This window comes from Oceanobacillus sp. FSL K6-3682 (genome assembly GCF_037976165.1).
Lineage (GTDB): Bacteria > Bacillota > Bacilli > Bacillales > Amphibacillaceae > Oceanobacillus > Oceanobacillus sojae.
The window spans coordinates 2,126,616-2,151,529 of sequence record NZ_CP150263.1 but is presented as its reverse complement, the minus strand read 5'-3'; the positions used below and the strand labels follow the sequence as shown (position 1 = coordinate 2,151,529).

Annotated in this window: 20 protein-coding genes and 2 riboswitches; of the genes, 4 read left to right on the top strand and 16 right to left on the bottom strand. The window is 36.8% G+C overall.

Annotated elements, in window-relative coordinates; all coding sequences use genetic code 11:
- Position 1: 1 nt before the first annotated feature.
- The 6 genes from polA to MHH51_RS10685 all read right to left on the bottom strand — a co-directional run bounded on the left by polA (position 2) and on the right by MHH51_RS10685 (position 8,717).
- Positions 2 to 2,638, bottom strand: coding sequence for a DNA polymerase I (gene polA / locus MHH51_RS10710; RefSeq protein WP_339286017.1), 2,637 nt, complete (start codon positions 2,636 to 2,638; stop codon positions 2 to 4).
- A 547-nt stretch (positions 2,639 to 3,185) separates the two neighbouring features.
- Complete coding sequence (locus MHH51_RS10705) at positions 3,186 to 4,550, bottom strand: ATP-binding protein (protein WP_339286016.1); 1,365 nt, start codon at positions 4,548 to 4,550, stop codon at positions 3,186 to 3,188.
- Positions 4,551 to 5,243, bottom strand: coding sequence for a response regulator transcription factor (locus MHH51_RS10700; protein ID WP_339286014.1), 693 nt, complete (start codon positions 5,241 to 5,243; stop codon positions 4,551 to 4,553). It lies immediately after the preceding gene.
- A 415-nt stretch (positions 5,244 to 5,658) separates the two neighbouring features.
- Positions 5,659 to 6,225, bottom strand: coding sequence for an energy-coupled thiamine transporter ThiT (gene thiT, locus MHH51_RS10695; protein WP_339286012.1), 567 nt, complete (start codon positions 6,223 to 6,225; stop codon positions 5,659 to 5,661).
- A gap of 183 nt (positions 6,226 to 6,408) precedes the next feature.
- Positions 6,409 to 6,513: riboswitch (TPP riboswitch) on the bottom strand.
- Between the two features lie 64 nt (positions 6,514 to 6,577).
- A complete protein-coding gene (locus tag MHH51_RS10690) occupies positions 6,578 to 8,371 on the bottom strand; it encodes a M3 family oligoendopeptidase (RefSeq protein ID WP_339286010.1) in 1,794 nt (597 codons plus the stop codon).
- Between the two features lie 121 nt (positions 8,372 to 8,492).
- Complete coding sequence (locus MHH51_RS10685) at positions 8,493 to 8,717, bottom strand: phage holin (protein WP_339286008.1); 225 nt, start codon at positions 8,715 to 8,717, stop codon at positions 8,493 to 8,495.
- A 213-nt stretch (positions 8,718 to 8,930) separates the two neighbouring features.
- Between MHH51_RS10685 and MHH51_RS10680 the strand changes: the two genes are divergently transcribed.
- Complete coding sequence (locus tag MHH51_RS10680) at positions 8,931 to 9,464, top strand: YceI family protein (protein WP_339286006.1); 534 nt, start codon at positions 8,931 to 8,933, stop codon at positions 9,462 to 9,464.
- 59 nt (positions 9,465 to 9,523) lie between these two features.
- Here MHH51_RS10680 and MHH51_RS10675 read toward each other — a convergent pair whose 3' ends face one another.
- From MHH51_RS10675 to MHH51_RS10665, 3 genes are all read right to left on the bottom strand, one after another.
- Positions 9,524 to 10,402: a VanW family protein gene (locus MHH51_RS10675; RefSeq protein ID WP_339286004.1), complete on the bottom strand. Its 879-nt coding sequence runs from the start codon at positions 10,400 to 10,402 to the stop codon at positions 9,524 to 9,526.
- A 308-nt stretch (positions 10,403 to 10,710) separates the two neighbouring features.
- Positions 10,711 to 11,919 carry an NAD(P)/FAD-dependent oxidoreductase gene (locus tag MHH51_RS10670; protein WP_147207994.1) on the bottom strand — a complete coding sequence of 403 codons (1,209 nt, stop codon included), beginning with the start codon at positions 11,917 to 11,919 and terminating at the stop codon, positions 10,711 to 10,713.
- Positions 11,920 to 12,124: 205 nt separating this feature from the next.
- Positions 12,125 to 12,976, bottom strand: a complete 852-nt coding sequence (locus tag MHH51_RS10665; RefSeq protein ID WP_339286002.1) for a hypothetical protein — start codon at positions 12,974 to 12,976, stop codon at positions 12,125 to 12,127.
- A gap of 324 nt (positions 12,977 to 13,300) precedes the next feature.
- Positions 13,301 to 13,405, top strand: a riboswitch (SAM riboswitch).
- Between the two features lie 78 nt (positions 13,406 to 13,483).
- Between MHH51_RS10665 and MHH51_RS10660 the strand changes: the two genes are divergently transcribed.
- The gene (locus MHH51_RS10660; protein ID WP_339286001.1) at positions 13,484 to 14,590 is read left to right on the top strand and encodes a methionine biosynthesis PLP-dependent protein; all 1,107 of its coding nucleotides are present in this window, start codon (positions 13,484 to 13,486) and stop codon (positions 14,588 to 14,590) included.
- 249 nt (positions 14,591 to 14,839) lie between these two features.
- On the opposite strand, the gene spx is transcribed toward MHH51_RS10660, so the two are convergent.
- Together spx and dacB are read right to left on the bottom strand one after the other, a co-directional pair.
- Positions 14,840 to 15,247 (bottom strand): transcriptional regulator Spx, encoded by a 408-nt coding sequence (gene spx / locus MHH51_RS10655; protein WP_147207997.1) that lies wholly within the window; start codon positions 15,245 to 15,247, stop codon positions 14,840 to 14,842.
- 243 nt (positions 15,248 to 15,490) lie between these two features.
- Positions 15,491 to 16,855, bottom strand: a complete 1,365-nt coding sequence (gene dacB, locus MHH51_RS10650; protein WP_156985432.1) for a D-alanyl-D-alanine carboxypeptidase/D-alanyl-D-alanine-endopeptidase — start codon at positions 16,853 to 16,855, stop codon at positions 15,491 to 15,493.
- Positions 16,856 to 16,991: 136 nt separating this feature from the next.
- Between dacB and MHH51_RS10645 the strand changes: the two genes are divergently transcribed.
- Positions 16,992 to 17,087 (top strand): YjcZ family sporulation protein, encoded by a 96-nt coding sequence (locus tag MHH51_RS10645; protein WP_147207999.1) that lies wholly within the window; start codon positions 16,992 to 16,994, stop codon positions 17,085 to 17,087.
- 301 nt (positions 17,088 to 17,388) lie between these two features.
- Here MHH51_RS10645 and MHH51_RS10640 read toward each other — a convergent pair whose 3' ends face one another.
- A complete protein-coding gene (locus tag MHH51_RS10640; protein WP_147208000.1) occupies positions 17,389 to 17,604 on the bottom strand; it encodes a twin-arginine translocase TatA/TatE family subunit in 216 nt (71 codons plus the stop codon).
- Between the two features lie 77 nt (positions 17,605 to 17,681).
- Entirely contained in the window at positions 17,682 to 19,298 is a 1,617-nt protein-coding gene (locus MHH51_RS10635; RefSeq protein ID WP_147208001.1) for a M20/M25/M40 family metallo-hydrolase, read from the bottom strand.
- A gap of 178 nt (positions 19,299 to 19,476) precedes the next feature.
- Between MHH51_RS10635 and htpX the strand changes: the two genes are divergently transcribed.
- Complete coding sequence (gene htpX / locus MHH51_RS10630; protein WP_147208003.1) at positions 19,477 to 20,382, top strand: protease HtpX; 906 nt, start codon at positions 19,477 to 19,479, stop codon at positions 20,380 to 20,382.
- A gap of 66 nt (positions 20,383 to 20,448) precedes the next feature.
- Here the strand turns inward: htpX and MHH51_RS10625 are convergent, their stop codons facing one another.
- The 3 genes from MHH51_RS10625 to pruA form a co-directional block, all read right to left on the bottom strand.
- Complete coding sequence (locus tag MHH51_RS10625) at positions 20,449 to 21,483, bottom strand: lactonase family protein (RefSeq protein ID WP_339286000.1); 1,035 nt, start codon at positions 21,481 to 21,483, stop codon at positions 20,449 to 20,451.
- Positions 21,484 to 22,102: 619 nt separating this feature from the next.
- The gene (locus MHH51_RS10620) at positions 22,103 to 23,104 is read right to left on the bottom strand and encodes a proline dehydrogenase family protein (protein WP_147208007.1); all 1,002 of its coding nucleotides are present in this window, start codon (positions 23,102 to 23,104) and stop codon (positions 22,103 to 22,105) included.
- A 181-nt stretch (positions 23,105 to 23,285) separates the two neighbouring features.
- Positions 23,286 to 24,833: an L-glutamate gamma-semialdehyde dehydrogenase gene (pruA, locus tag MHH51_RS10615; protein ID WP_147208009.1), complete on the bottom strand. Its 1,548-nt coding sequence runs from the start codon at positions 24,831 to 24,833 to the stop codon at positions 23,286 to 23,288.
- Positions 24,834 to 24,914 lie beyond the last annotated feature (81 nt).

The following is a 24,914-nucleotide window of genomic DNA, read 5'->3' as shown; positions in this document are numbered from 1 at the left end:
CTTACTTCGCGTCAAACCAGCTTTCACCATAAGAATAATCCACTTTTAATGGCACAGAAATCTCTACGGTCCTCTCCATCATTTCTGGAACGATCTCTTTTAAGATTTCAATTTCATCCTCTGGCGCCTCTAAAATCAATTCATCATGAACTTGTAATAAAAGCTTGGCCTGCAGTTTTTCTTGTTTAATTCGATGGTCTAAATCGATCATTGCTTTTTTTATAATATCGGCAGCACTACCCTGAATTGGCGTGTTCATTGCTGTTCTTTCCGCGAAACTGCGTACATTAAAGTTTCGGCTGGTAATATCAGGTAGATAACGGCGGCGATTCATCAGAGTCGTTACATACCCCTTTTGTTTTGCTTCTACAACAATGTCATCCATATATTCTTTTACACTTGGATAACTGTTAAAATAACGTTCAATGAATTGCTTGGCTTCTTTTCGCGTAATACCTAAGTTTTGTGATAAACCATAATCACTGATTCCATACACAATTCCAAAGTTAACAGCTTTCGCCTGGCGACGCATATTCGATGTAACCTCGTCCCTTTCAACATGAAATACATCCATTGCCGTCTGCGTATGAATATCTAAATCATTTTTAAAGGCAGTAATCAATTTCTCATCATTTGCAATATGGGCAAGTACCCGTAATTCAATCTGAGAATAATCAGCAGCAAACATTTTCCAGCCTTTTTGTGAGGGAACGAATGCCTCACGTATTTTTCTGCCTTCCTCTAGACGGATAGGAATATTTTGCAGATTAGGATCTACCGAGCTTAATCTGCCCGTTTGTGTTAATGCCTGGTTAAAACGCGTATGAATTTTATGGGTATCTTTGCGGACCACCTTTTGCAAACCTTCAATATAGGTTGATTGCAGCTTACCCAGCTGACGGTACAAAAGTAATTTTGGTATTATTTCATGCTGGTCTGCAAGCTGCTCCAGCACATCAGCTGCTGTGGAGTAGCCTGTCTTCGTTTTCTTAATTACCGGAAGTCCCAAATCTTCAAATAACACTGGACCAAGCTGCTTCGGTGAATTGAGATTGAATTCCTTGCCCGCCAATTCATAAACTTCTTTTTCTAAATTGCTGAGTCTTTCCTTTAAGTCATCACCCATTTCCTTCAGACGTTCGACATCTACTAAGACACCCTGATGCTCCATTTCAGCCAGAATCAGAGCAAGCGGCATTTCTAATTCCTTTAAGAGCTTTGCCTGTTCATTTTCCTCTAATTCTTTTTCCATCTCCGGATATAATTCAAGCAATGCATTGGTTTTTCGAACAACATGCTCGCTAAGAATTTCTTCTTCCGGTACTTTTTGTTTAGCACCTTTACCGTAAACTTCTTCATCAAAGGATAAATCATAATTCCCTTTTCTGCTTGCAATAGCGGGAATATCATGATTATTTTCAGCAGGATTGATTAAATAGGAAGCGAGCAGGGCATCAAATACAATTCCTTCAATTTGAATATCATTACGCAGTAAAGCAACCTTTGTCCGTTTGGCATCAAATACAATTTTCTTTTTTTTAGGGTTTTCTGCCCAATTTTTAAAAACAGAAGATTCCATTGCAGCAGAGGTAGGAATAAAGCTTTTTTTATTGTCATTTACAATTCCGATTCCTTCAATCTGTGCTGTATGATAATTTTCGCCTAACATTTCTACAACAATCACATCTTCATCTGAGAAGATTTCTTCCGTTACATCGTTCACAATATCGTATTTAATTTCTTTATGTTCCACGGCCTCTTCCTCTGTTTCTTCTGAATCAGAAAGTCGTGTCAATAATGATTGGAATCCTAAATCCATAAAAATATTCCGGACAGACCCTGTTGAATAACCTTCATAAATGACATCTTCCAGACCAACCGCAACTGGAGAATCTCTGTTTATCGTTGCCAGCTCTTTACTCATGACAGCATCATCATGATATGTTGTTAAATTTTCCTTTAACTTTTTACCTTTCACTTCATCCAGATGCTCATACACCTGCTCCAGGCTATTAAATTGTGTTAACAGCTTTGTTGCTGTTTTTTCACCTACACCTGGAACACCCGGAATATTATCGGAGCTGTCTCCCATCAAGCCTTTTAAATCTGTAATCTGTTCAGGGGTTACCTGCATTTTCTCAAGAAGATATTCTGGTGTATACTTTTCAATATCACTGATTCCTTTTTTGGTAACACTGACCGTTACATGATCCGATACAAGCTGGAGTAAATCTTTATCTCCAGAAATAACAGTCACTTCCCAGTCCTGATTATCTGCCTGCTTCGATAGTGTTCCAATAATATCATCTGCCTCATATTGCTCCAGCTGATAATGCTTAATATCAAACGCATCAAGCAATTCCTTTAAGACCGGAAATTGTTCCGAAAGCTCTGGAGGAGTTTTTTGCCGCCCACCTTTATATTCTTTATAGGTTTGATGGCGAAATGTTGTTTTACCTGCATCAAAGGCAACTAGCATATGTGTCGGCTTTTCTTCCTCTAAAATTCTAAGCAGCATCGTTGTAAAACCATAGACTGCGTTGGTATAGACACCTTTTTCATTATTTAACAGCGGTAACGCAAAAAAAGCACGATAAATAATGCTGTTACCGTCAATTAAAATTAACTTCTTAGTCATAATCCCGTCTCCTTTATCTATCATCTGAGTAATATTATTTTATCATGTTTGCAGAGAACTGCATAATATGCACATTTACTTACTAAACAGGATAACCTTTATAGAGTTGCTTCATAACAATTAGATATGAGTGCTTATTTAATGACTCAACTTTCGCACTTGAGAATAAGCATCTATACCTTGCTATTCAAAAATAAACATCTCCATCATTTTTCCTGCTTGTATGTTGTTAAATCATCCTTCTATTGAAATGAAAATTGTGTATAGCTCCTGCAACCAACCACTACACTTTCTATGGGGACGGCTTCAGCTAATTTGAAAAGAAAACCGCTTTTCAAGTTAGCTGAAGAGCATGTCCCTAGGAAAGCAAAACGGTCCGCCGCAGCGGTAGCTTTACACGTTACCCTCTTTCTATATCGAGTTTATGCTTTGTCAAGAGATAGATGGAAGGAATAATCAACACCTGTTTCTATGATAAGCAAGTTATTTTTTAAGGTGCGAAAGTTGAGTTAATGAGAAAAGTCATCGCTATGACCATAGCGATGACTTAATCTTTCGGAATATATACATGTATGGCTGTACCTTTATTTACTTCACTGTCCACAACGATTTCTCCCTGATGGACTTCTACAATATGCTTTACAATGGCTAAACCTAAACCGGTGCCGCCTGTGTTCCTGCTTCGATCTTTATCGACCCGGTAAAACCGTTCGAATATCCTTTGTATTACCTTTTGCTCCATCCCTATTCCAGTATCCTCAACTGAAAAATGGACACGATGTTCATCCTCGGATACTTTAAGATTCACATCTCCTCCAGAAGGTGTATAGTTAATTGCATTGTCCACAAGATTGATAATTACCTGCTTTAATTTTTCAACATCTGCATGAATGCTTATATCGGAGGAAATAGATGTTGCCAAATTCAACTCTTTCTTCTCTGCTTTTTGTTCTAATGACGGCAGAACTGCATCTATCATCTGTTTGACATTAAAGTCTTCTTTTTCCAGTTGAAAACCTTCTCTTTCTAAACGGGAAAGTTCTAATAGATCCTCAATGAGTAACTGTAATCGGTGACTTTCTTTATAAATAATCTCTATAAATTCCTCTGCTGCTTTTTCATCATGCTGTGCCTCTTTTAATGTTTCTGCAAATCCTCGTATTGAAGTAATTGGTGTACGCAGCTCATGAGAAACATTTGCCACAAAATCCTTGCGCATCTTTTCCAGCCGCTTTAATTCTGTAATATCGTAAATAACCAGAACAGCACCTTTAATCATATTATGCTCATTAAAAATAGGTGCGGCAATTACCTCCATGTAATTTTTAGTCAACCCGCGTTTATTTTTAAATTGTTGTTTGACTGGCTGCTCATATAGAAATGTTTTTTGAACAACATCGTGCATCGCCTCATTTTGAAATACATCATAATATAAATGACCGCGATATTGTTTCTCATTTCCGTGAAACATCTCTAGAAATCCACGATTTACAAGATGAACGTATCCTTTCTCATCAATAAGGACAAGACCGTTTTTCATGTTGTCAATAATAGAAGTTAACTGCTCAGCATGCATTTGCTCCTGAATGGTAATCTCATTCATATTTCGGGCTAATTTATTAATATTTTTACTCAATTGCTCCATTTCTTCACTATTTCCATTATAGAAACGGGCAGAGTAATTTCCTTTAATCATTTCATTTACTGTTTTGGAAGCTTTTTTCAGTGGTCTCGTGTATTTATTATAGAATTGCATAAATATAATAGAAATCACTAAAAATTCAAATAAAATAATAGCAATGGTAAATACCCAGTTTCCTTCAGCTTGTACCATTAACCATCCGGATAATATCAGGACAATTGTGATACCAAGTATATTGGGGAACAAGGCTTTAGAAAATAAAATCTTCATTTAAACCGGCTCCTCTAATTTATAACCTAATCCACGGACTGTTTTAATATAAACAGGTTTTTTTGAATTTGGTTCAATTTTATCCCGCAGATGACTTACATGAACATCAACAATCCTTGTGTCACCAACAAAATCGTAATCCCACACACTGCTGAGTAATTGATCTCTGGAAATAACCTTCCCTTTATGTTTAGCCAAATAGTACAGCAGTTCAAACTCTTTTCTGGTAAAAGTAATTAATTCTCCATTCATTTCTGCTTCATAGCGTTCTGGATAAATAATCAAGTCCTTTATTCTGATAGATTGGTAACTGTTTTCCTGTGGACGCTGCGTTCTTCTAATAATTGCTTTGACTCGGGCAACCACTTCTTTTGGACTGAACGGCTTTGTCAAATAATCGTCTGCCCCAAGCTCCAGCCCAAGAATTTTATCAATTTCTTCATCTTTTGCTGTAAGCATTAATATTGGTGTATCAATATCATTTTTTCTTAATTTCCTGCATACTTCCATCCCATCTAGTTTTGGGAGCATTAAATCTAAAATAATTAATTCATAGTTACCCGCAGCAGCCTTTTGATAAGCTTCTTCTCCATCGTATGCTACATCTGTGGTAAAACCGGCATTTTCGATATTATATTTTAGTAAAGTAACAATCGATTGCTCATCATCTACAATTAGAATCTGTTCTCCCATTTGGAAAAATCCCCCCTATTTCATATATATGCTTACGTAGATGAAAATTTCACCCCGAAGCATTTTTTCTCCTGCTGAACAGGAATGTTGATTACTTCTATTTTTCATGTAATCATTTCTTTTATTTTCTTTATTCTACCATTATTCACGAACATAGCCTATTACATAAGTAAATGTTAATAAAACTTAACAAAAACGATGCAAATCATGAGTCATTAAAATTCGGAACGGATCACTCTTATACATTTGGTTCTTTATTCTTTACAGAAAAAAACCTGCAGCGATAAATGCTGCAGGTTTTTTGTGTGAGGGAGTTCTTCAAAAGTATAGTTTATTCACAGATTAATTCCCAGGAACATAACCGTCCGTCTATGAATACCAAACTGAATAACAGCGTGTTCTCTGCCCTTTTATTTTAAATTTTTCCTGTTAATGTTCTCGGCTGTTTATAGAACAGAAGAAACACAATAATTAGACTCAGTATAAAAGATGGAATCATATAAGATGAATTATAGATTAATGAATAGAGCCAGGCCGGCTGCCCGTCTACCGCAGATCCGAAGAAAACCATTCCTGCAATATAATGACAAACAAAACGTGCAGCAGAACCCAAAAATACTCCAATTAAAATATAAGAAAAAGCTTTCTTCATCTGCTTACCTTTTATACTTTCCACAACCTGTTTAGAGACTATTCCTGCCAGGCCGACAACAGTAAATGCTAATCCATACTCAATAATCCCCTGTACTGGATGCATAATGAAAGCCGTCCCTGTCGCAACCTGTAATACCCCCCAAAGAAACCCTGATAAAAGACCGCCTTTAAGCCCCCAGCGAAAAGCAACAATAAAAATAGGAATCATTGCAAAAGATACGGAGCCGCCTTGTGGCCAGAGCTTAAACCCTATCGGTAAAATATCCAGTAATAATGCGAGGGCAGTAAATATTGCTACCTCAACTAAAAATAGTGTTTTATTTTTCAATTTCTTCTCCCCCAAATACATGACGCTATGCCAAAATCAAATTTATTTTTTTCATAGCTTCAACAGTCTTTTTTTACACAACAAAAAAGTAATGCCAAGGGAGTCTTCTTGATGGCGATATTCTTAAAAGAGAGTACATCTCTACAGAACATCTAAAACTCCGCTCACACATTACTTTTATATCCATCAAAAAGTCCACAATCCCTACGCCAGCGCTAACTGACAGGTTCAAAGGGTCAGAACATGAATAATGTTCACTCTCAGCCAATGGCTCCCCTTGCAGGCTTTTTTTATTCACTTTTTTGTATAGGTTCAGTATAAATCACTTTACGGTAAATCGCAATAGCTTATACTACTTTTGAAGTTTCTTCGCCAATTCTAAAAATGCCTGGACATCTTGTTCACAGATTTCTATTGCATTTTCCCAGAAATCAGGTTTTGTTAAGTCAACCTGCAGATGCTTTTCAGCAAGCTCTTCAACTGTCAATCGGCCTGTATCTCTTAATAAAGCAGTATATTTTTCTTCAAAGTTTCCTTCGTAATCCTGTGCATATGCATAGATTCCCTGGCTGAATAAATATCCAAAAGTATAAGGGAAATTATAAAACGGCACACCAGTAATATGGAAATGCAGCTTAGATGCCCAGAAATGCGGATCATATTCTGATAGATTGTCACAATACGCTTCTTTTTGCGCCTCTACCATAAGCTCATTTAATCTGTCTGTGCTTACCATTCCTTGCTTACGCTCTTCATAGAATTGCTTCTCAAATAAGAACCGTGCATGGATATTCATAAAGAAGGCAATACTGCGCGATACTTTATCCTCTAGCAATGTCAGTTTTTCTTCGTCTGTTTTAGCCATTTTCACAGATGCATCAGCTACAATCATTTCAGCAAAGGTGGAAGCAGTTTCTGCTACATTCATTGCATAGCCTTGGTTTAATCCGTTCACATCGTTCATCACATACTGATGATAGCCATGTCCCAGCTCATGAGCCAATGTAGCTATATTAGAAGGAGTTCCTGAATAGGTCATAAAGATACGTGTTTGTTCGCTGGCAGGAAAGCTTGTACAGAATCCGCCCGGACGTTTTCCTGCCCGATCTTCTGCTTCAATCCATCGTTTTTCAAATGCCATTTGTGCGAAATCTGCCATCTGTGGACTAAAACCCCGGAACTGCTCAACAATAAAAGCTGCTCCTTCATCATAGCTCTTTTTTTCTACCTTTGATTGAATAGGAGCATTCACATCAAAAATACTTAATTGATCTAAATTTAATAGAGTTGCTTTTTGATTTAAGTATTCTACAAATAAAGGCTTATGCTTCTCGATTGCTCCCCACATAGCATTTAATGTTTTTTCCTTCATCCGGTTCTTTTCCAGAGGCTCTTTTAAAACATTATCCCATTCATAATGCTTATATGTTTGCAGACGGAAACCTGCCAAGTGGTTTAAGGTTTGTCCAAATAAGTCTTCATTCTCTTTCCAGGCTTTGCTTATTTGCCGGAATACATATTCTCTTTGCTCACGGTCTGGTGTTGATAATTTATTAGAAGCCTGTCCGACAGAATAACTTTGTGTCTCTCCGTCTTCTGCAATATCAATTTTCATATTGCCGACAATGGTTCCGTACATCTGATTCCACGCATGATACCCATCGACAGCTAAATCGCCGATTAAAATTTCTTCATTTTTAGATAATTGTTCGCGTGCTCGTTCTCTTCTTTCAGTCAATATAAATTTAAGAGGTTTTATCGCTTCCTGTTCTAATAATATATCCCAGTTTGCGTCTGTTATCGCTCCCAGTTTTTGATCGATTATTTTTGTCAAAGCACTGCTTGAAGCTTGTACTTGAGCTGCCTCAGCAACATATAAAGCAGCCTGTTTATCTGTTACATCCTGCGCACTTAAACAACTGATATATGCGCCCATTTCACGTGATTGTTTTGTAAGAAGCTCCAATTTTTCTAAAATTATTTCCCAAGCTTCCGTTTCGCCATTAGCATCTAAATGATTAACTTCTTCGGTTAATTCAGCAGTATCTCTCTTAACCTCATTCACAAATTGGCGGAATTCCTCTGAGTTACTTTGTCCAGGAAAAATAACATCTAAGTCCCATGTTGGCTGTAATTGTTGAACCATTAACATCTCTCCTTTTTTTATTCTATTATCTAATATTTAGTATACCGAAATTTATAAAAGGAAGCATTAAAAAAGCCTGTAAAGAAAAATATTTTTACAGGCTCTATTTCTAATATCTGTATTAATTCTTTTTTTTCTTACTCTTTTTCTTTTTCGGTTTAGCCATATATGCTTTCTTCCGTCTCACCCAAGCAATGAGTACAGTGATGATTGTAAATATGGCAGATAATATTTGTTCTATAAGGGTACTATCGATAAGCATTGGTGACTTACCTAATAGCACAAAAACTTGGTTTGTTGCAGCGATAATCACGGCTATTATACTAATCATAGTACCTTTGTCCACTTTTTGCCCCTCCTTTACAACCCTTATATATTATTATTAAAAAAACAGGTTTTTGGAAACGGCATAAACCTTTAGAAGTTTAATTCTATATGTATTTGGGTACTGTATATATGTATTTAAAATATTTTTAATTAAAGATACTTGACTTTCTTAATTTATTATTTTACACTAAGTAACATAAAGTAAGTAACTATTTTTTAGGAGGCAATAATAATGGCAAAAATTAATTGGACAGTAGACAAAGCGCATAGTGAAGTAGGCTTTTCTGTAAAGCATATGATGATTTCAAAAGCAAAGGGAACTTTCGATAATTTTGATGCAAAAATCAATGCGGATGCAGAGGATTTAACAGATGCTGATATTGAAGTAACAATAGATGTAACAAGCATCAATACTCGTAATAATGATCGTGATAACCACCTTCGTTCTGCAGATTTCTTTGATGCAGAGAACTATCCAAACATTACTTTTACAGCAAAAGATATTAAAAAATCTGGTGATGACTATGAAGTTGCTGGAGATTTAACAATAAAAGGAACTACAAAACCTGCTGTTTTTAACGTAACATTTGAAGGTCAAAGTAAAGATCCAATGGGCGGTGGCATTGTTGCAGGATTCAGCGGCTTTACAAGTATTAATCGTAAAGAATTTGGCTTAACCTGGAATGCTTCCCTTGAAACTGGCGGAGTACTTGTTGGTGAGGAAGTAAAAATTAATTTTGAATTGGAATTGCAAAAAGCTGAATAATATTGAATAGCTTTAACTGATAAAAAGCAAGTCCCTGATTTTACTCACAACAGTAAAAATCAGGGACTTTTTGCTTGAAAAAGAGAAGCATCGTTACTTGTATAAATAGCGACCGTCATTGCTCCTTCATTAGCTCTCACTTGAATAAGAACAGGTTGATTATATTTATTCCGAAATGCAAAGTCCGGTCCCCACCAGCTTACAGTAGCATCTCTTCCTTTGGGAACATATGGGACCTCCCTGCTGTGTGCGTAGCGTTCCGTTATTTCAATTCCTTGAAGATCTACTGCATTAAATAATGTCGATGATACCTGACAAATACCTCCGCCAATATCCTCACTAAATTCCCCTTTTACAATAACCGGGGCAGGAAGATAGCCTCTTTCTCTTGTTCTTTCCCCCACAACTTCATTAAAAGAAAAGTACTCACCGGGGAAAATGACTGTATTATTAATCGCATCTGCAGCAAGCTCAATATTACGTGTTCTTTCTATATTTCCTTTCCTGAATCTGGTTGTAAAGCGATTTAACTCGTGCTCTTTAATTTCTTTTAAAAGTTCTGCACTAACACGTGCCGGGATCTTTTGTTTCGGTACTTGCAACCGCCTGTTATCCATTCCGCTATAGTAAAATTCATTAATCAATGTATGAAATTGGTTTACTTCCAGCGCATACCCATGTTTTTCTTTTACAATTTCCCCATTTTTATTAATATAAGCGTTTTTCGGCTTTTTATAGACCTTTTCCTGCATATACTTTGTTAAGGACTGAATGTTATTCCAATTTAATAGTGCCTCATCCATTTCAAATATATAAGGTTTTAAATCAATAAGCCAAGAATCATTCTGTTCATCGTAAAGCTCCATGACAGAAGCATGCGATGTATGAGGAAATATAAGAAATAAAAATATCAATAGCAGTACAGAAATTCGCATCATGACACACCCCTTAAGTATTATTATGTTTGGGATGTTTTATTTCTATACAGTGAATAAATCTGGAATTATTGTTTCGTAAATGAAGAACACTATCTATACTAAAAACCATAAAAAAATTGCCAGGAATATATCCTGACAATTTTTCAAACTTATCTAAAGTCCCTGTTATCTTCTAAATACTCACTTGCAACACGGTAACCTACCAGTGCTGTCAAAGCAAGCAAAACATAGCAAAAGAAATTCTTCATATTTTTTACCTCCTGTGGAGTATTTTATCGAATACAACGATTAGGATGACTTCCTATTATTTAGAACGGACGGAATTTACCTTTTTTAAGTAACGTTTTTGCACCGCCAACTAAGAATAGAGAACGGTCATCAACAACTTTCTTCATTGCTGCCGCTGCTTTACCGCTTAGTTTTTTACCGTCAAGTACGTTTCCGATACCATCAGATAAACCAAGAGATGCAACTGTTCCTTTATTAGAGTAAACAAAATCAGTAACAACTTCATCGCGAATCAAGGCAACAATGTTGTCAGCAGCTTTTGCTCCTTCTTGAACAGCTAACTGACCTGTTGGAGGAAATGGTCTTCCAGATTCTGGATCCATTGTCCAAGAGCAATCTCCAAGAATAAAGATATTTTCTTCACCCTCCGGACGTAAATCCAGTCCAACATTTACTTTTCCTCTAAATAATTCAAATCCCGATTCAGCTAATACCGGGTTACCAGTTACTCCACCAGTCCATACTACTGTACCAGCTTTAATTAATTCATTGTCTTCACCAACCACAAATCCTTCTTCAGTACATTCTTTAATTGGGGTACCGATGCGGAATTCAACACCACGATTTTCTAAAGATTGTTTTCCGTAAGAAACCAAATCTTCATCAAACATAGGTAAAATAGATGGCGCAGCTTCTACATTAATGATTCTTGCTTTACTGCGGTCAATATCATATTTTTTACATAGCTCGGGTACTTTATCAGCGAGTTCCCCAACGAATTCAATACCTGTAAAACCACCACCGCCGACTACGATTGAAATTTGTTCATCGCGTTTTTCTTCGCTTGAAGAGTATTGAGCAAACTGATATTCGATATGTTCAGCGATCAAACGGCTGGAATCTATGTCAGTAATCGCATATGCATGCTCTTCCATTCCTGGAATGCCAAATGTATTAGAAACAAACCCTAAAGCAAATACAAGATAATCATAAGCTACTTCGCTGTTTTCAAGAACAACACGTTTATCTTCGCGTTTCACTTCTGTTACTGTATCGTAAATTAGACGGACACGCTTAGGGTTAACAACATCTGTAAGCATAAAACGTGCCTGATTCGGGTTAATAGTACCCGCTGCAACCTCATGTAACCATGTACTTTCATAGTGATAATTATGTTTGTTAATTAAAACAATTTCAGCTTCTTCAGGAGACAGCTGTTGAGTTAAACGTCTTGTGGCAACTAATCCGGCATAGCCTGCACCAAGCACAACTACTTTTGGTTTACTCATAATTCATCTTCCTTCCTTTCTATCTTCCATAAATCAAATTTAATGTAATAACGAACTATCCATATAAATAGTTACTGCAATTAATATAATATCAAATTTTGTTGAAATAGGCTAATATTCATTGTAATTTCTTTAAAAAATCTCTTTTTGTCTTTTTTTGTTTTCGATTATATTCAGATTTAAAAAAAACATAGTATATAATTATTTACTCAGAGTAAACCGTTGCTACGCTCTTGTTGTCATCATCTTTAGATTCATCATTATCCGGTTCCTGATCAGAAGTATCTTCTGTATCTTCATTTACTTCTTCATTGTCCTCTTCATCTAAATCTTCTTCATCTTTTCCCGGCTCAGGTTCTTTACCTCCTGTGCCTTCTTCTTTGTCGCTATCTTTGTCTGGATTGTCCTCTGTATTTTCTGGTGGATTATTATTTTCTTTTACAGTATCTTCTGTATCTTCGGATTTAGAGCCACTAGAATCAGAAGGCTTTTTATTTTCATCAGAGTGTATCTTGCTGCCAGATGCTGATGAGCTTTGATAACGATCTGCTTCTGTTTTTTCCTTTGAATTATTCGCTTCACCACCGGCAGTGTTTCTTTCATTGGAATAATTATTACTTTGCTCTTTCTCTTCAGTTTGTGCTTGATTGCTTTCACCTTTTGTTATTTGGGAAGAAGGTTCTTCCTCAGAAGTTGAATAAGTTTCACTTTTCACTTCTGTTTCTTGTACTGCATAAGCTTCGTCCTGAATTTCTGTTTCTTGAGCCGTGTTTGTATCTTCCTGTACCTCTACTTCATCATCTTGAGAATTATGATGATTATTTAAATCGACAGTCTGATAAATTTGCTGATTATTTGATAACAATTTATTCTCCCATGAAGTTGTAAAAAGCTCTACACTTTCGCCAGTTTGTCCATTTGCAGCTTCTCCGACCCGGGTATTCAGCTCCATCTGGTATTGTGTGGAGCGATTTTCATTATAAATCCCGATACCGACGATAATGATACATCCTGTTAACATACAAATGTTAACCAATAATAGCTTTTTTTTACGCATATATCTTCTTCCTTTTTTAATATATTTTCATACTGTTGCTTTTTCACCCTTTTTATTTCAGACCTTCATAATCTTTTTAATTGAGTGTCTAATTTGCAATACATTATTCAAATAAATACTAACACTACTATTGTAATCTTCATCTCATACCTTTTCAAATACTTTTCGCGTTTTTTTGAATTCTTATTTCCTGCTCTTCATTATTCTATAGAGTAAAAGCTTGGTATGACTGAAGTCTGCTTTTGAATATTCTCCAAAATAAAACTTGATTTTTTTTCCTGGCTCTTGTACAGTAAACGTAATTATAAATGAATAAAATTTTAATTCTTATCCAGAGAGACGGAGGGACTGGCCCGATGATGTCTCAGCAACCAGCTTGTCATAGCAAGGTGCTAATTCCAGAAGGGTCTATCCCTTTAAAGATAAGAAGCGTATGATACGGATGTTATACCCTTCTTATTCCTAAAATAAGAAGGTTTTTTTATTTCTAAGGAGGCTGAATGAAAGATGAAAAAATTAGAAACTGCGTTAGTACAGCTAGGTAACAAAACAGATGAACGTACAGGAGCAATAAATCCGCCTATTTATATGTCAACAGCATATCAGCATCAAGGCATCGGTCATTCTACCGGTTATGATTATTCCCGTACCAAAAATCCAACAAGGTCCGTATTAGAGGATGGATTTGCAAAACTGGAAGAAGGGGATGCTTCTTTTGCCTGCAGTTCAGGGATGGCTGCTATTCAATTAATCCTCTCCTCCCTTTTTCGTCATGGCGATCATCTTATTGCAACAAAAGATATTTATGGTGGTACTTATCGAATTTTTGATCATTTTGAAAAAGCATATAATATTTCTGTAACCTATGATGAATGTCAAGATATCTCGAAAACAGAACGATGTATTAACGAAAATACGAAAGCGATATTTTTAGAGACGCCAACAAATCCTTTACTGCAAGAAGTAGATATTGAAAAATACTCAAAACTGGCAAAAAAACATAATTTGCTGCTAATTGTCGATAATACATTTTTGACCCCTTATCTGCAGCAGCCTATTACACTGGGTGCAGATATTGTTGTTCATAGCGCAACAAAATATATCGGCGGTCATAACGATGTACTGGCAGGTATTGTGGTTACAAAAAGTCCAGCTCTGTCTGAAAAAATATTTGAAATGCATAACGCTTCCGGCGCAACATTATCTGCATCAGACTGCTGGCTTCTTGTCAGAGGGTTAAAAACACTTGCACTTCGCATGCAGCGTCATGAGGAAAATGCACAGAAAGTTGCGGATTACTTGCAAAAGCATCCGGCAATCCGCCGGGTTTATTATCCTAATAAAGGCGGTATGCTTTCTTTTTGTTTAGCAGATGCCGATCAGGTAAGGTCCTTTTTAGCTAATCTAAACTTAATTGTATTTGCCGAAAGTCTGGGCGGTGTAGAAAGCTTTATTACCTATCCCACTACACAAACACACGCTGATATGCCGGAAGAAGAAAGAAACAGCCGGGGAATTGGTAATGATCTTCTTCGTTTCTCGGTGGGAATTGAAGATGCCGGGGATTTGATAGCAGATATTGAACAAGCATTGCAGGATGACGAAAAAAAATAAAAACAAAACTTTACTCAAAAAAGTCCCGGCTCTTCTCCCAGGAAATCGAGCTGACGATTTAATTACCCACAATGGCAAAGAGTGTTACATTGTGATAAAAATTTACAAAAATGAGGCAACCTCAATATGAGGCTGCCCCGTATTTTTCTTTATAAAGTAAACCTATTCTCTTTCATACTCTGTTCAAAGCTTTAAAACTTACGCAATTCCATAGTATATTCTGATATTTAAGGTTTATTTAAGGTTTATTTAACCTTTTATCAATCCTAAATCTACCTTCCATTGTAACCATTGAAGCTGCCGTGTTTTCCTAGGTAAAAATTGACGAATATCCTCCTCGTGATAACCGACCTGGAATCTCTTTTCATCAACCAGAATCGGACTTTTCAGCAGTCTCGGATACTTATGGATTAATTTTAGTAAGGTTTGTAAAGGAAGCTCCTCTACATTCAAATTTAGTTCTTTGTAAATTTTAGAACGGGTTGAAAGAATCTCATCCGTACCTTCTACAGTCATTTGTAAAATATTTTTCAATTCTTCAATAGTCAACGGTTGGTGTAAAATATTACGTTCTTTATATGCAATCCCATGTTTGCGAAACCATTGTCTCGCTTTTCTTGTAGATGAGCAAGATACTCCGTAAATATGCACTGTCATATCCATTCTCCTTATTATTTGACATATCCATTACAAGAATCAAAATGATAATGTTTGAAATGACAACTTTTTTTAGCTTTTTTCATTTCATTAATCTATCTTAGCTACAACTTTAGCATGGAAATGTGGTAAAACTATGGTAAGGCCATGAAAAAAACATAAAATGAAGCTTAATTTATATAAAGTATACAATTTTTCAAGCCGGTTATTTGCCTAAACCCCTGATTTATCAATACCTTTACCTTAAGACCAATTTTCTATTACAGCCAACAATGCTATTAATTCATCCTCCAGCTCTTTCCCTTTATCCTCATCTAACAAATGATTAAATAATACGGAAAAAATAAGCCGCTCTCCATTCACGTTTGTTAAGTAGCCGGAAAGTGTGCTGGTCCCTTCAATCGTTCCTGTTTTCGCCCGAACTTCTAATCCTTTCATCCGCTTCCGTAATGTACCGCCGACCATTTTATCTTCTTCTCCCGCTATCGGTAAACTCTTTAAAAATTCAGGGAACCAGTTTTCCTCCTGTATTTCAAAAAGTAAATGTGTTAATTCTTCAGCGGGAATAAAGTTAGCAGCTGAAATTCCAGAACCATCCTTTAATTGGATAGTATCCAGATTTATACGGTACGGAGCTAAATTTTCTTTAACTGCCGCTATGCCGGATTCCCATGAACCGTCATCATACATAATACGCCCTAATTCTTTTGTAAGCATCTCACCTATCCCATTATTGCTCAGCTTCATAAATGGAATTAAAATACTGGATAATGGCAATGACTGCTGCCGGTAAATACATTTTGCATCTGTTTTTTTCTTTCCTCTTTTTATTTCACCTTCCAGAACAATCCCTGTGCTTTTAAAAATATGCCGGATTGTTTTTGCAATATAATTTTCAACATCTTTGATCGCCATATATACTTCTTGCTTTCCCTCTTTGATTCCTATTTTTCCCGATATAAAAAAATGATTTTCATCATTAAGCCGTTTTACAATAAGTTCTTCTTCATCAGCCTCCTCTACGGTTATCGCTTCATTTGTTATTGAAATTCCTTCTGTATGAGGAGAAACTTCTACATTAGGAGGGTGATTGTTTTTCTCCGGTTCTATTGTGAGCTTAATGGCATTCGTATCATAATCTGAATCTGGAGCAATCGTTAATGCAGATACTTCTGATCCATATGCATATTGCTGATCCTTCCATATTAAATCCTCAGACCACCGAATATCGTCATACCAGCTATCATCAAGAATAAAGTCCCCATATATATGTCTGATGCCTTGTTCCTTTATAGAAGCTGCAAATTGCATATAATCCTTTAACTGTAAAGTTGGATCTCCTTTTCCAACTAGATATATATTTCCATGGCATCCTTTATTTACTATTTCTCCATCACAATAAACCTCTGTTTGAAATGTATAATCAGGACCCAATTTTCTTAAAGCAGCAACTGCTGTTAATATTTTTAAATTGGAGGCCGGCTGAAGACGTGCAGATGCAAAATAATTGTACAAACTCATTCCACTTGTACCGGACCGGATACTAAGACCCAATAGGCTTCCTTCGTTTTTACATTTATCTATTAAAAAATCCTTTAGCTTCTTCATTGATTTCACCTCAGATTACAGAATATGTGTATCTGAGATTAATTCGATATCCATAGGTTAAAATCCTTTTTTCTAGTCAAATACCCTCTCAAACAGAAAAGCATTTCATATATTAACCTTACAGGGGGTGTAAATAATGAGTAGTTATAATGAATTTGGCGGAGGTTTTGCGCTGCTGGTAGTATTGTTCATCTTATTAATTATTGTAGGAACTTCTTATTGGGGATCCTAATGATTCCATAACAAACAATTTTTCCTCCTCTTCCCTATGGTTAACTAGCTATTTTACGTACAATTAGCTTGTATAAACAGATCGTGATTATGAACGCTTGTAAAGACACTCTGCAAAGCCTCTTTACAAGCAATTTTTATGTTTATTTTAAAAAACCAAAAAAATCACTTGTTCTTTAAAACATTGGTGTTTTTGCCAAGGTGAAGGAGATGTCCGCATCAACACTCTTATATATTTATCTTATTCTTTCAAATAAAAAACAAGGCGCGTGATTTAAGCATCAAATAGCGCCTTGTTTTTCTTATTTTGTTGAACTGTTTCCAGATTCATCATTATTCTCTTGCAGTTCGTTCTTTTTGTCTTCCTCAGACATTATATTATTAGCTGAATTTTTGAATTCCCTTAAGGTTTGTCCGGCTGCCTTCCCGATTTCCGGAAGTTTTTTAGGACCGAAAATAATTAAAGCAAGTACAACAATCAGGATCAAACCTGGAACACCTATATTTGCTGGACTCATGGAACCACACCTCCATTCTGATTTTATTATAAAGCATTTCTTTCTATTTTATAATGGGTAATTCAATAAAAATATGACTAATTGTCTTCTTTTTGTGAAATTTGCAGAATGAGCTGACGAATTAAATATGGAAATTGCTCGAATGCATTGGAAATGTGCAGTCTTTCTGTTCTTTTATGAGCATCATGACCAAATGGCCCTACATTTAAAACAGGTGCGTTCAATTCACGCATCGACGAAAATGGTAATTCATAAGAGTCGCCCCAGACTGGAGTATTTTCTTCATAAACCTGTAAATCCGTATCACTGCCTCGATAATTGACATAGCTTAAATCACAAATACCATTTAAGAAATGACTTCTTTTTATCTCTAATTGAAATTTCTTTTTCGCCTCTTTTTCCACAAAGTCCACACAAAATTCTACAAAGGGGTTTCCACTGGAATTTACAGCTGGATAATAAGGCGGTGCAAATAAAATCACTATTGCAGGCGCAAGCTCCTGACAATGAATCATTAAACTGTCTGTAATCCGCAGCGATTTTTCTCTATCATCATATTCATCATTATAATGAATATCTTTTTTCAATTCTTCAATAAATTCATTTCCCAGTTTACTTTCAGCATACTCCAATAACTCCTTATAAGCAATTACTTTAACATGCCCGATTGGCTGTACCTGATTATCTTCACATACCTTTTTATATCGTTCATTGCATTGTAATGCCGCTTTTTTAGCAGTCTGTTCGAATAAAGCAAAGGCCTCTTCAGCCGTCCGCTCTAAAAGAAAAATATTATATAAAGCAGAAGAACGGTATGGCGTTTGTGTAGAATAGCGCAGCCGTAAATCCGTTTGTTGCAGCGTAACCGGAAGCGGGGCTGTCTCACCAAGCACCGTTTCCTGAAAAATCGGATTCCATTCTATTTCTTTTGTTAAGAAAGAAGATATAAATGGTGATGTCATTCCGCTTAAAGGTTCCCCGGCATGCGTTTCCTTTCCATAGAATAAAGCTCCTGCCAGTACCTTTCCTATCGTTCCGCTATAAATATAGTGTGTGTTATCTTTAGGGTCATGCCGGAATGTCGGCTCACTGTTTAAAAACAGAGTGTAGGTTATATTGTGCTGTTTCTGTAAATCAATAAGTGCAGGGATAGCAAAGCGCATCCCTGCTGAATTGACTTCTTCATCCGGAACCGTCAGTAAAACCAGGTTAATCGGCCACTCCTCTATACTCGCTTGTTCAATCAAGCTCATATGCATGACAAGCCCCATCTTCATATCCATTGTCCCGCGCCCAAACAAGAAATCTCCAGATTCAATATCTGCACGAATATCTCTTGAAAAAGTATCCTTTTGTTCCAGATATATTTTAGTAAGCTCCTCAGGTTGAGTTGCCAGCGGCTCCAGAGAACCATATTCCTCTGTATTCACCGTATCAAAATGACTAATTAAGCAAATCGTTTGCTTGGCATCCGGATGTTTATATAAAGCAGTTAAAAGTTTACGACGCTGATCCGCCTCATGTAAATTTAAGTAAGAAGGATTTTTATGAAAATAATCTAGATCCTGAAGCTTCGCATACAGTTTCCTCGGAAACTGCTTTTCTCCCTCTGAAAGACTAATACTCTTCCAGCTGACAAGCTCATTTAACAGCTGCCGCAATTGACTGGCGCTATTCCATTGAAATGTACCCACTAAACCCCCGCCTTTCTCTCAACATTACTTTCTATTATATCAGCTATTGAACACGTTTACATTATTTACATTTATTCTCTTTTTTTATTATTTACATTCTTAAGCTAGATAACAGTACAGCCTATAGGAAAAAATATGATATGATTTAGAAAAGAGAAAATTCATCAGGAGGTTATTTATGGGGAAAAGAATTACTTTATTTCTGTTAACAAACATCTTAGTTTTGACGACAATCGTTATTGTCTGGTCCATTATTACAAGTATATTTGATATCGGGCCAAGCTATCGTTCAGATGGCGGAATTGATTATCTTTCACTTATGGTGTTTAGTATTATTGTAGGTTTTACCGGCTCCTTTATTTCTTTAGGAATGTCACGCTGGATGGCCAAAACCATGATGAAGGTCAAGGTAATTGATCCCAATAATGCTGTCAGTGGACAGGAACGTGCTGTTTATGAAAAGGTAGAGCGGTTATCCCGTGCTGCAGGGCTGAGTCACACACCACAGGTTGGTATTTACCCTTCTCATGAGGTAAATGCATTTGCAACGGGACCAAGTAAGAAACGTTCTTTAGTTGCTGTTTCTCAAGGACTTCTGGATAGTATGGACGAAGATGCTGTAGAAGGAGTAATTGCGCACGAAGTAGCTCACGTAGCAAATGGTGATATGGTAACAATGACTTTATTACAAGGAATTATCAATACATTTGTCGTCTTTTTATCCCGTGTTGCTGCAATGATTGTTTCCAGATTTGTACGTTCTGAGCTCCAATGGATCGTTCAATTTGCTGCTATTATTATTTTTCAAATCTTATTTTCTATTTTAGGAAGCTTTGTCGTCAGTGCTTATTCCAGACACAGGGAATACCACGCGGATCGAGGCGGTGCTGATTTAGCCGGTAAAGATAAAATGACACATGCTTTACACTCTTTAAAAGCTTATATTAGTCGTGCAGAATCAGATGATCACACAAATGATACAGCAATTCAAACAATGAAAATCAGTAATAAATCCAGTATTTTTAGAGCTTTATCCTCTCACCCGCCACTGGAAGAACGAATTGCTAGATTAGAACAGCGTTAAGAAAATAAAACTTCCTTCTACAGAGAGTTTACACTCCTCCGCAGAAGGAAGTTTTTTAATACCTAATTATGAAAGAAACTTCACACAAACTACTTCTGGAACATCAATTACCTGATCTGTCTGCGTTAATTTTCCTGTTTCTGTATCTCTGCTAAACAGCACAACATCTCCAGTATTCTGATTAGAAGCAAGCAGAAATTGTTCAGTGGGATCAAGAACAAAGTCTCTTGGCCAATCTCCGCCAGATGGCGTAAATTCAAGAAATGTTAATTCACCACTATTTTCATCGACTTTGAAAGAAGCTATACTGTTATGCCCACGATTGCCTGTATAAAGAAACTTTCCATCTGAAGTGATATGGATAGCACTTGCATCATTTGTTTCTTTAAAATCAGCAGGTTTTGCTAGAATCGTCTGCTTCTCTGTAAATTCCCCTGTCTCACTATTGTAATTTAAAACAATAACTTCTGTAGAAAGCTCTGTAATTACATAAGCAATTGGTTTATTCGGATGAAAAGTAATATGCCTTGGTCCGCTTCCCGGCTTTGCATGATAGCTACTTACTTCTTTCAAAGAGGAACCTTCCATCTTATACGTTACTAAACGATCTGTTCCTAAATCTGCAACGACAACAAATTTTTTATCTGGCGTAAATCCAGAGAAATGAACATGCGGTTTTTCTTGTCTTTCATGCGGACCGTTTCCTTCATGCTTTGTAAAATGACCCTGCTCTACTTCTCCATTTTCATTTATAAAATGAAGTCCAATATCGCCCTTATGGTAATTGCCTGTTAATAATATATTTTCTGCAGCCTCTACATAACAAGGTGGATTTCCTTCTACCAATTGGCCGTTTAACGGAAGCAATTCACCACTCGTTTTATCAACACGGAAAGCATTTACGCCTCCCATATCCTCTTCCTGAGCAACTGCATATAAAAAATCTTGCTTTTCATTAAAATTAATATATGTTGGGTTTCCAAGCTCTGCTGCTACCTCAGAAGCAGACAGCTGTCCTTTATCGGTATCCAGTGTAAATCGATATACTCCCTGGCTTGTCTTTCTTGTGTATGTCCCTGCATAACCAAAGTATTTACTCATTTGAATGCATCCTTTCTTAAAGCTAACTTGTTTATTAGCTTATTGTATCATCTAACTTAAAAAGGTTACATACTAAAGTATTTTCTAATACTTTTTTAAAGAGTAGGAAAGTATATAAGATGCTGGAGATAGCCGCTCCAACGGGTTTCATGGGGTGAGTAATCTTAGGCCCCAGAAATACACTACGCTTTCCGTGGGCCCCGAGCTCATCTCCTCAAAAAAAAGAAGAGCACTTTTTTCCTGCGGAGGCATACAGGACGTATGTCCGTTCGGTGTTGCGACAGGACGTCGCGAACTTAACCGAACTTCCTTCCGTTTTGCGCATTCCCACAGGAGTCTACGTGTATTTCTTCTGGGGCTGCGATTACTCGCCCCATCAAAAAGCGTCGCTAGAATCATTTTCTTTTCTTTGAAAGAAAGCAAATGAAACATATTTCTTCAAAGATGGGAACGGATGTTGTCGACTCCTACGGAAGAAGCAACAGGTGAAGACCCCGCAGGAAGTGGTCTTCTTCCGAGGAGGCTGAGGCGTTGTCCGTGGAAAGCGACTTCCCGCAGCGGACATCTCCTTGGAAAGAACACAAGTGTTTTAAAGACCAAGTGATTTTCTTTGTTTTTCTTATTCTTTCTTCTTTCGCTTCCCAAGAAAGAATAGCAATGCCAGAATCGCCGAACCAATGATAATCGGCTGCTTTTTTATCTTCTCATCCTCTGTATAAAAAACATCCTTCACAAGCAGATTCAGATTCTGCGGTCTTTCTGCCAGGCGGCGCATAAAGTAGCCAAACCAATCCTCTCCAAATGGAATGTATGTGCAGAATTGGTAGCCTTCCTTTACTAATTGATACTGCATATCCACGCGGAAACCATATAGCATTTGAAATTCAAAATTATCTTTTGTAATTTGGTGTTCTTCTATAAACTTCTTCAGTTCATTGATAATACGGTGATCATGTGTTGCAATGGAAGTAAAAGCTTTGCCAAGCAGCCTTTTTTTAGCTATTTCCAGAAAATTCCTATCAATATCTTCTTTAAAAGTATATGCTACAGTTCTTTCTTCTTTATAGGCTCCTTTCACAATGCGTAACCGCACATTCTCGAGCTCTTCTATGTCTTTCTCTACATCGTACAAATAGGTCTGTATGACTGTACCAATATTAGAATATCTTTGATGGAGCTGCTTTAAAATCTCTAAGGTCTTTCTATAGTGGCTATACTTCTCCATATCAATATTCACAAAAATATTATAATCATTTGCTACTTTTAGAATTTGTTCCACATTTTGAATACAGAAAGACTCTTCTATGTCTAAACCTAATTGCGTTAACTTTATAGACACATGACACTCCAAATTCTCTTCATTAATTTGATGGAGCATATGAATTATTTTCTCTTTGGCACGTTCTGACTCTTCTCTGTCTGTCACGAACTCGCCAAGGTGATCCATTGTACAAGATATCTTTTTTTTGTTTAATTCCCTGATAACAGGAATAACTGCATCAAAATCAGTCCCGGCTACAAAGCGCTCTGCTCCAAAGCGCGCACCGAATTTTTTAGCACTTTTATTTAAAAATTCATTATTTGAAAGTCCTATAAAGAAATCCTTTGCCAAGCTCGCCATTATACCTTCCCCCATCTCCAAAAACAAACTATGTGTTTGCAGAGCTGTTTTACATCTGTCCCTGCCGTTTATTATCCAAAGAAATCTAATAATCTCAAAGAAGTCTTAAATTATAAAAAGCTCCCTGTAAGCAGTAAAAAGGATTACGCTTTCTTCTGCTTACAGGGAAGCCTCCATCTATTTAAAATTGTTCAGATACAATTTTGGCTTCTAAGAAATGCTGAAGATAATCTGGTCCTCCTGCTTTGGAATCTGTTCCCGACATCTTAAACCCGCCAAATGGCTGATAGCCGACAATTGCTGCTGTGCAGCCACGGTTAAAATAGAGGTTACCTACATGAAAATCTTCTCGGGCGCGTTCTAAATGTGCACGGTTTGTAGATATGACAGCTCCAGTCAGACCGTACTCCGTATTGTTTGCAATTTCCAACAGTTCATCAAAGTCCTTTGCTTTTGCAAAAGCAACAACAGGTCCAAAAATTTCCTCCTGCATAATACGCGCTTTAGGGTCCAGGTCTTTGAAAATTGTCGGATAGATAAAGAATCCTTTGGTGTCATCTGCTTCTCCACCAAAAACAAGCTCTCCTTCTTCTTTACCGATTTCTATATAATTTTTAATTTTATCAAATTGTGTTTGATTAATGACAGAAGCCATATAAACATTTTCTTCTGATGGATTTCCGACTGTTAAGGTCTTCGCAATTTCAATAGATTTCTCTATGACTTCATCGTAGACATTCTCGTGAATGATAGCACGCGAGCAAGCAGAACATTTTTGTCCCGAGAAACCAAATGCAGAATGAACAATTGATTCTGCAGCCAAATCTAAATCTGCAGTTTCATCCACGATAATGGTGTCCTTCCCTCCCATTTCTGCAATAACTCGCTTCAGATGCTGCTGACCTTCCTGAATTTTAGCAGCACGTTCAAAAATACGGACACCTGTCGCCCTAGATCCGGTAAAGTTAATAAAATGTGTATCTTTATGATCTACCAGATAATCTCCAATTTCCTTTGGATCTCCAGATACAAAATTTAATACACCTTTTGGAAGGCCTGCTTCTTCTAAAACCTCCACAAGTTTATATGCAATAACCGGTGTATTCTCAGAAGGCTTTAACAATACTGGGTTTCCTGCAACAATTGGTGCTGCAACTGTTCCACATACAATAGCAAAAGCGAAATTCCATGGCGGAATAACTACACCCGGTCCCATAGCCTTATAAAAATACTTATTATTTTCAGTTATACGATCTTCAACATGCTTTCCCTGATCAAGCTCCAGCATCTGACGGCCATAATATTCCAGGAAGTCAATTCCCTCTGCAATATCGCCATCCGCCTGATCCCACGGCTTACCAGCATCTTGAATCAGCCATGCAGAAAATTCATGCTTACGACGGCGTACAATAGCTGCAGCCCGGAATAAAACATGCGCACGGTCCTCAGCAGGAACTTTCCTCCAAGTTTCATAAGCTTTTACCGCAGCTTCAAAAGCTTGTTCTACATGTTCTTTCGTTGCTTTAGATACTTTTCCAACCACTTCTTCTTTATTTGCTGAGTTAATTGATACCAGCTTATCGTCTGTATAAATCTTTTCCCCATTGATTACAAGCGGATACTCCCTGCCCAGCTCTTTACGGACAGCAGTTAAAGCAGTCTCAAGCTGTTTTTTATTTTCTTCCACCTTAAAATCTGTAAATGGTTCATGTTTAAATGGCAATACCATGTAAAATACCCCCTAGAAAATAATTTGATCCTATACCATTTACAAGCAAAAAACATGCCAACTTTAGATTCAAAATCGAAG

Excerpts from the sequence above, each read along its gene's own strand:
- polA (WP_339286017.1), bottom strand. The coding sequence starts at position 2,638 with ATGACTAAGAAGTTAATTTTAATTGACGGTAACAGCATTATTTATCGT.
- MHH51_RS10705 (WP_339286016.1), bottom strand. The coding sequence starts at position 4,550 with ATGAAGATTTTATTTTCTAAAGCCTTGTTCCCCAATATACTTGGTATC.
- MHH51_RS10700 (WP_339286014.1), bottom strand. The coding sequence starts at position 5,243 with ATGGGAGAACAGATTCTAATTGTAGATGATGAGCAATCGATTGTTACT.
- MHH51_RS10690 (WP_339286010.1), bottom strand. The coding sequence starts at position 8,371 with ATGGTTCAACAATTACAGCCAACATGGGACTTAGATGTTATTTTTCCT.
- MHH51_RS10680 (WP_339286006.1), top strand. The coding sequence starts at position 8,931 with ATGGCAAAAATTAATTGGACAGTAGACAAAGCGCATAGTGAAGTAGGC.
- MHH51_RS10675 (WP_339286004.1), bottom strand. The coding sequence starts at position 10,402 with ATGATGCGAATTTCTGTACTGCTATTGATATTTTTATTTCTTATATTT.
- MHH51_RS10670 (WP_147207994.1), bottom strand. The coding sequence starts at position 11,919 with ATGAGTAAACCAAAAGTAGTTGTGCTTGGTGCAGGCTATGCCGGATTA.
- MHH51_RS10665 (WP_339286002.1), bottom strand. The coding sequence starts at position 12,976 with ATGCGTAAAAAAAAGCTATTATTGGTTAACATTTGTATGTTAACAGGA.
- MHH51_RS10660 (WP_339286001.1), top strand. The coding sequence starts at position 13,484 with ATGAAAAAATTAGAAACTGCGTTAGTACAGCTAGGTAACAAAACAGAT.
- spx (WP_147207997.1), bottom strand. The coding sequence starts at position 15,247 with ATGACAGTGCATATTTACGGAGTATCTTGCTCATCTACAAGAAAAGCG.
- dacB (WP_156985432.1), bottom strand. The coding sequence starts at position 16,855 with ATGAAGAAGCTAAAGGATTTTTTAATAGATAAATGTAAAAACGAAGGA.
- MHH51_RS10645 (WP_147207999.1), top strand. The coding sequence starts at position 16,992 with ATGAGTAGTTATAATGAATTTGGCGGAGGTTTTGCGCTGCTGGTAGTA.
- MHH51_RS10640 (WP_147208000.1), bottom strand. The coding sequence starts at position 17,604 with ATGAGTCCAGCAAATATAGGTGTTCCAGGTTTGATCCTGATTGTTGTA.
- htpX (WP_147208003.1), top strand. The coding sequence starts at position 19,477 with ATGGGGAAAAGAATTACTTTATTTCTGTTAACAAACATCTTAGTTTTG.
- MHH51_RS10625 (WP_339286000.1), bottom strand. The coding sequence starts at position 21,483 with ATGAGTAAATACTTTGGTTATGCAGGGACATACACAAGAAAGACAAGC.
- MHH51_RS10620 (WP_147208007.1), bottom strand. The coding sequence starts at position 23,104 with ATGGCGAGCTTGGCAAAGGATTTCTTTATAGGACTTTCAAATAATGAA.
- pruA (WP_147208009.1), bottom strand. The coding sequence starts at position 24,833 with ATGGTATTGCCATTTAAACATGAACCATTTACAGATTTTAAGGTGGAA.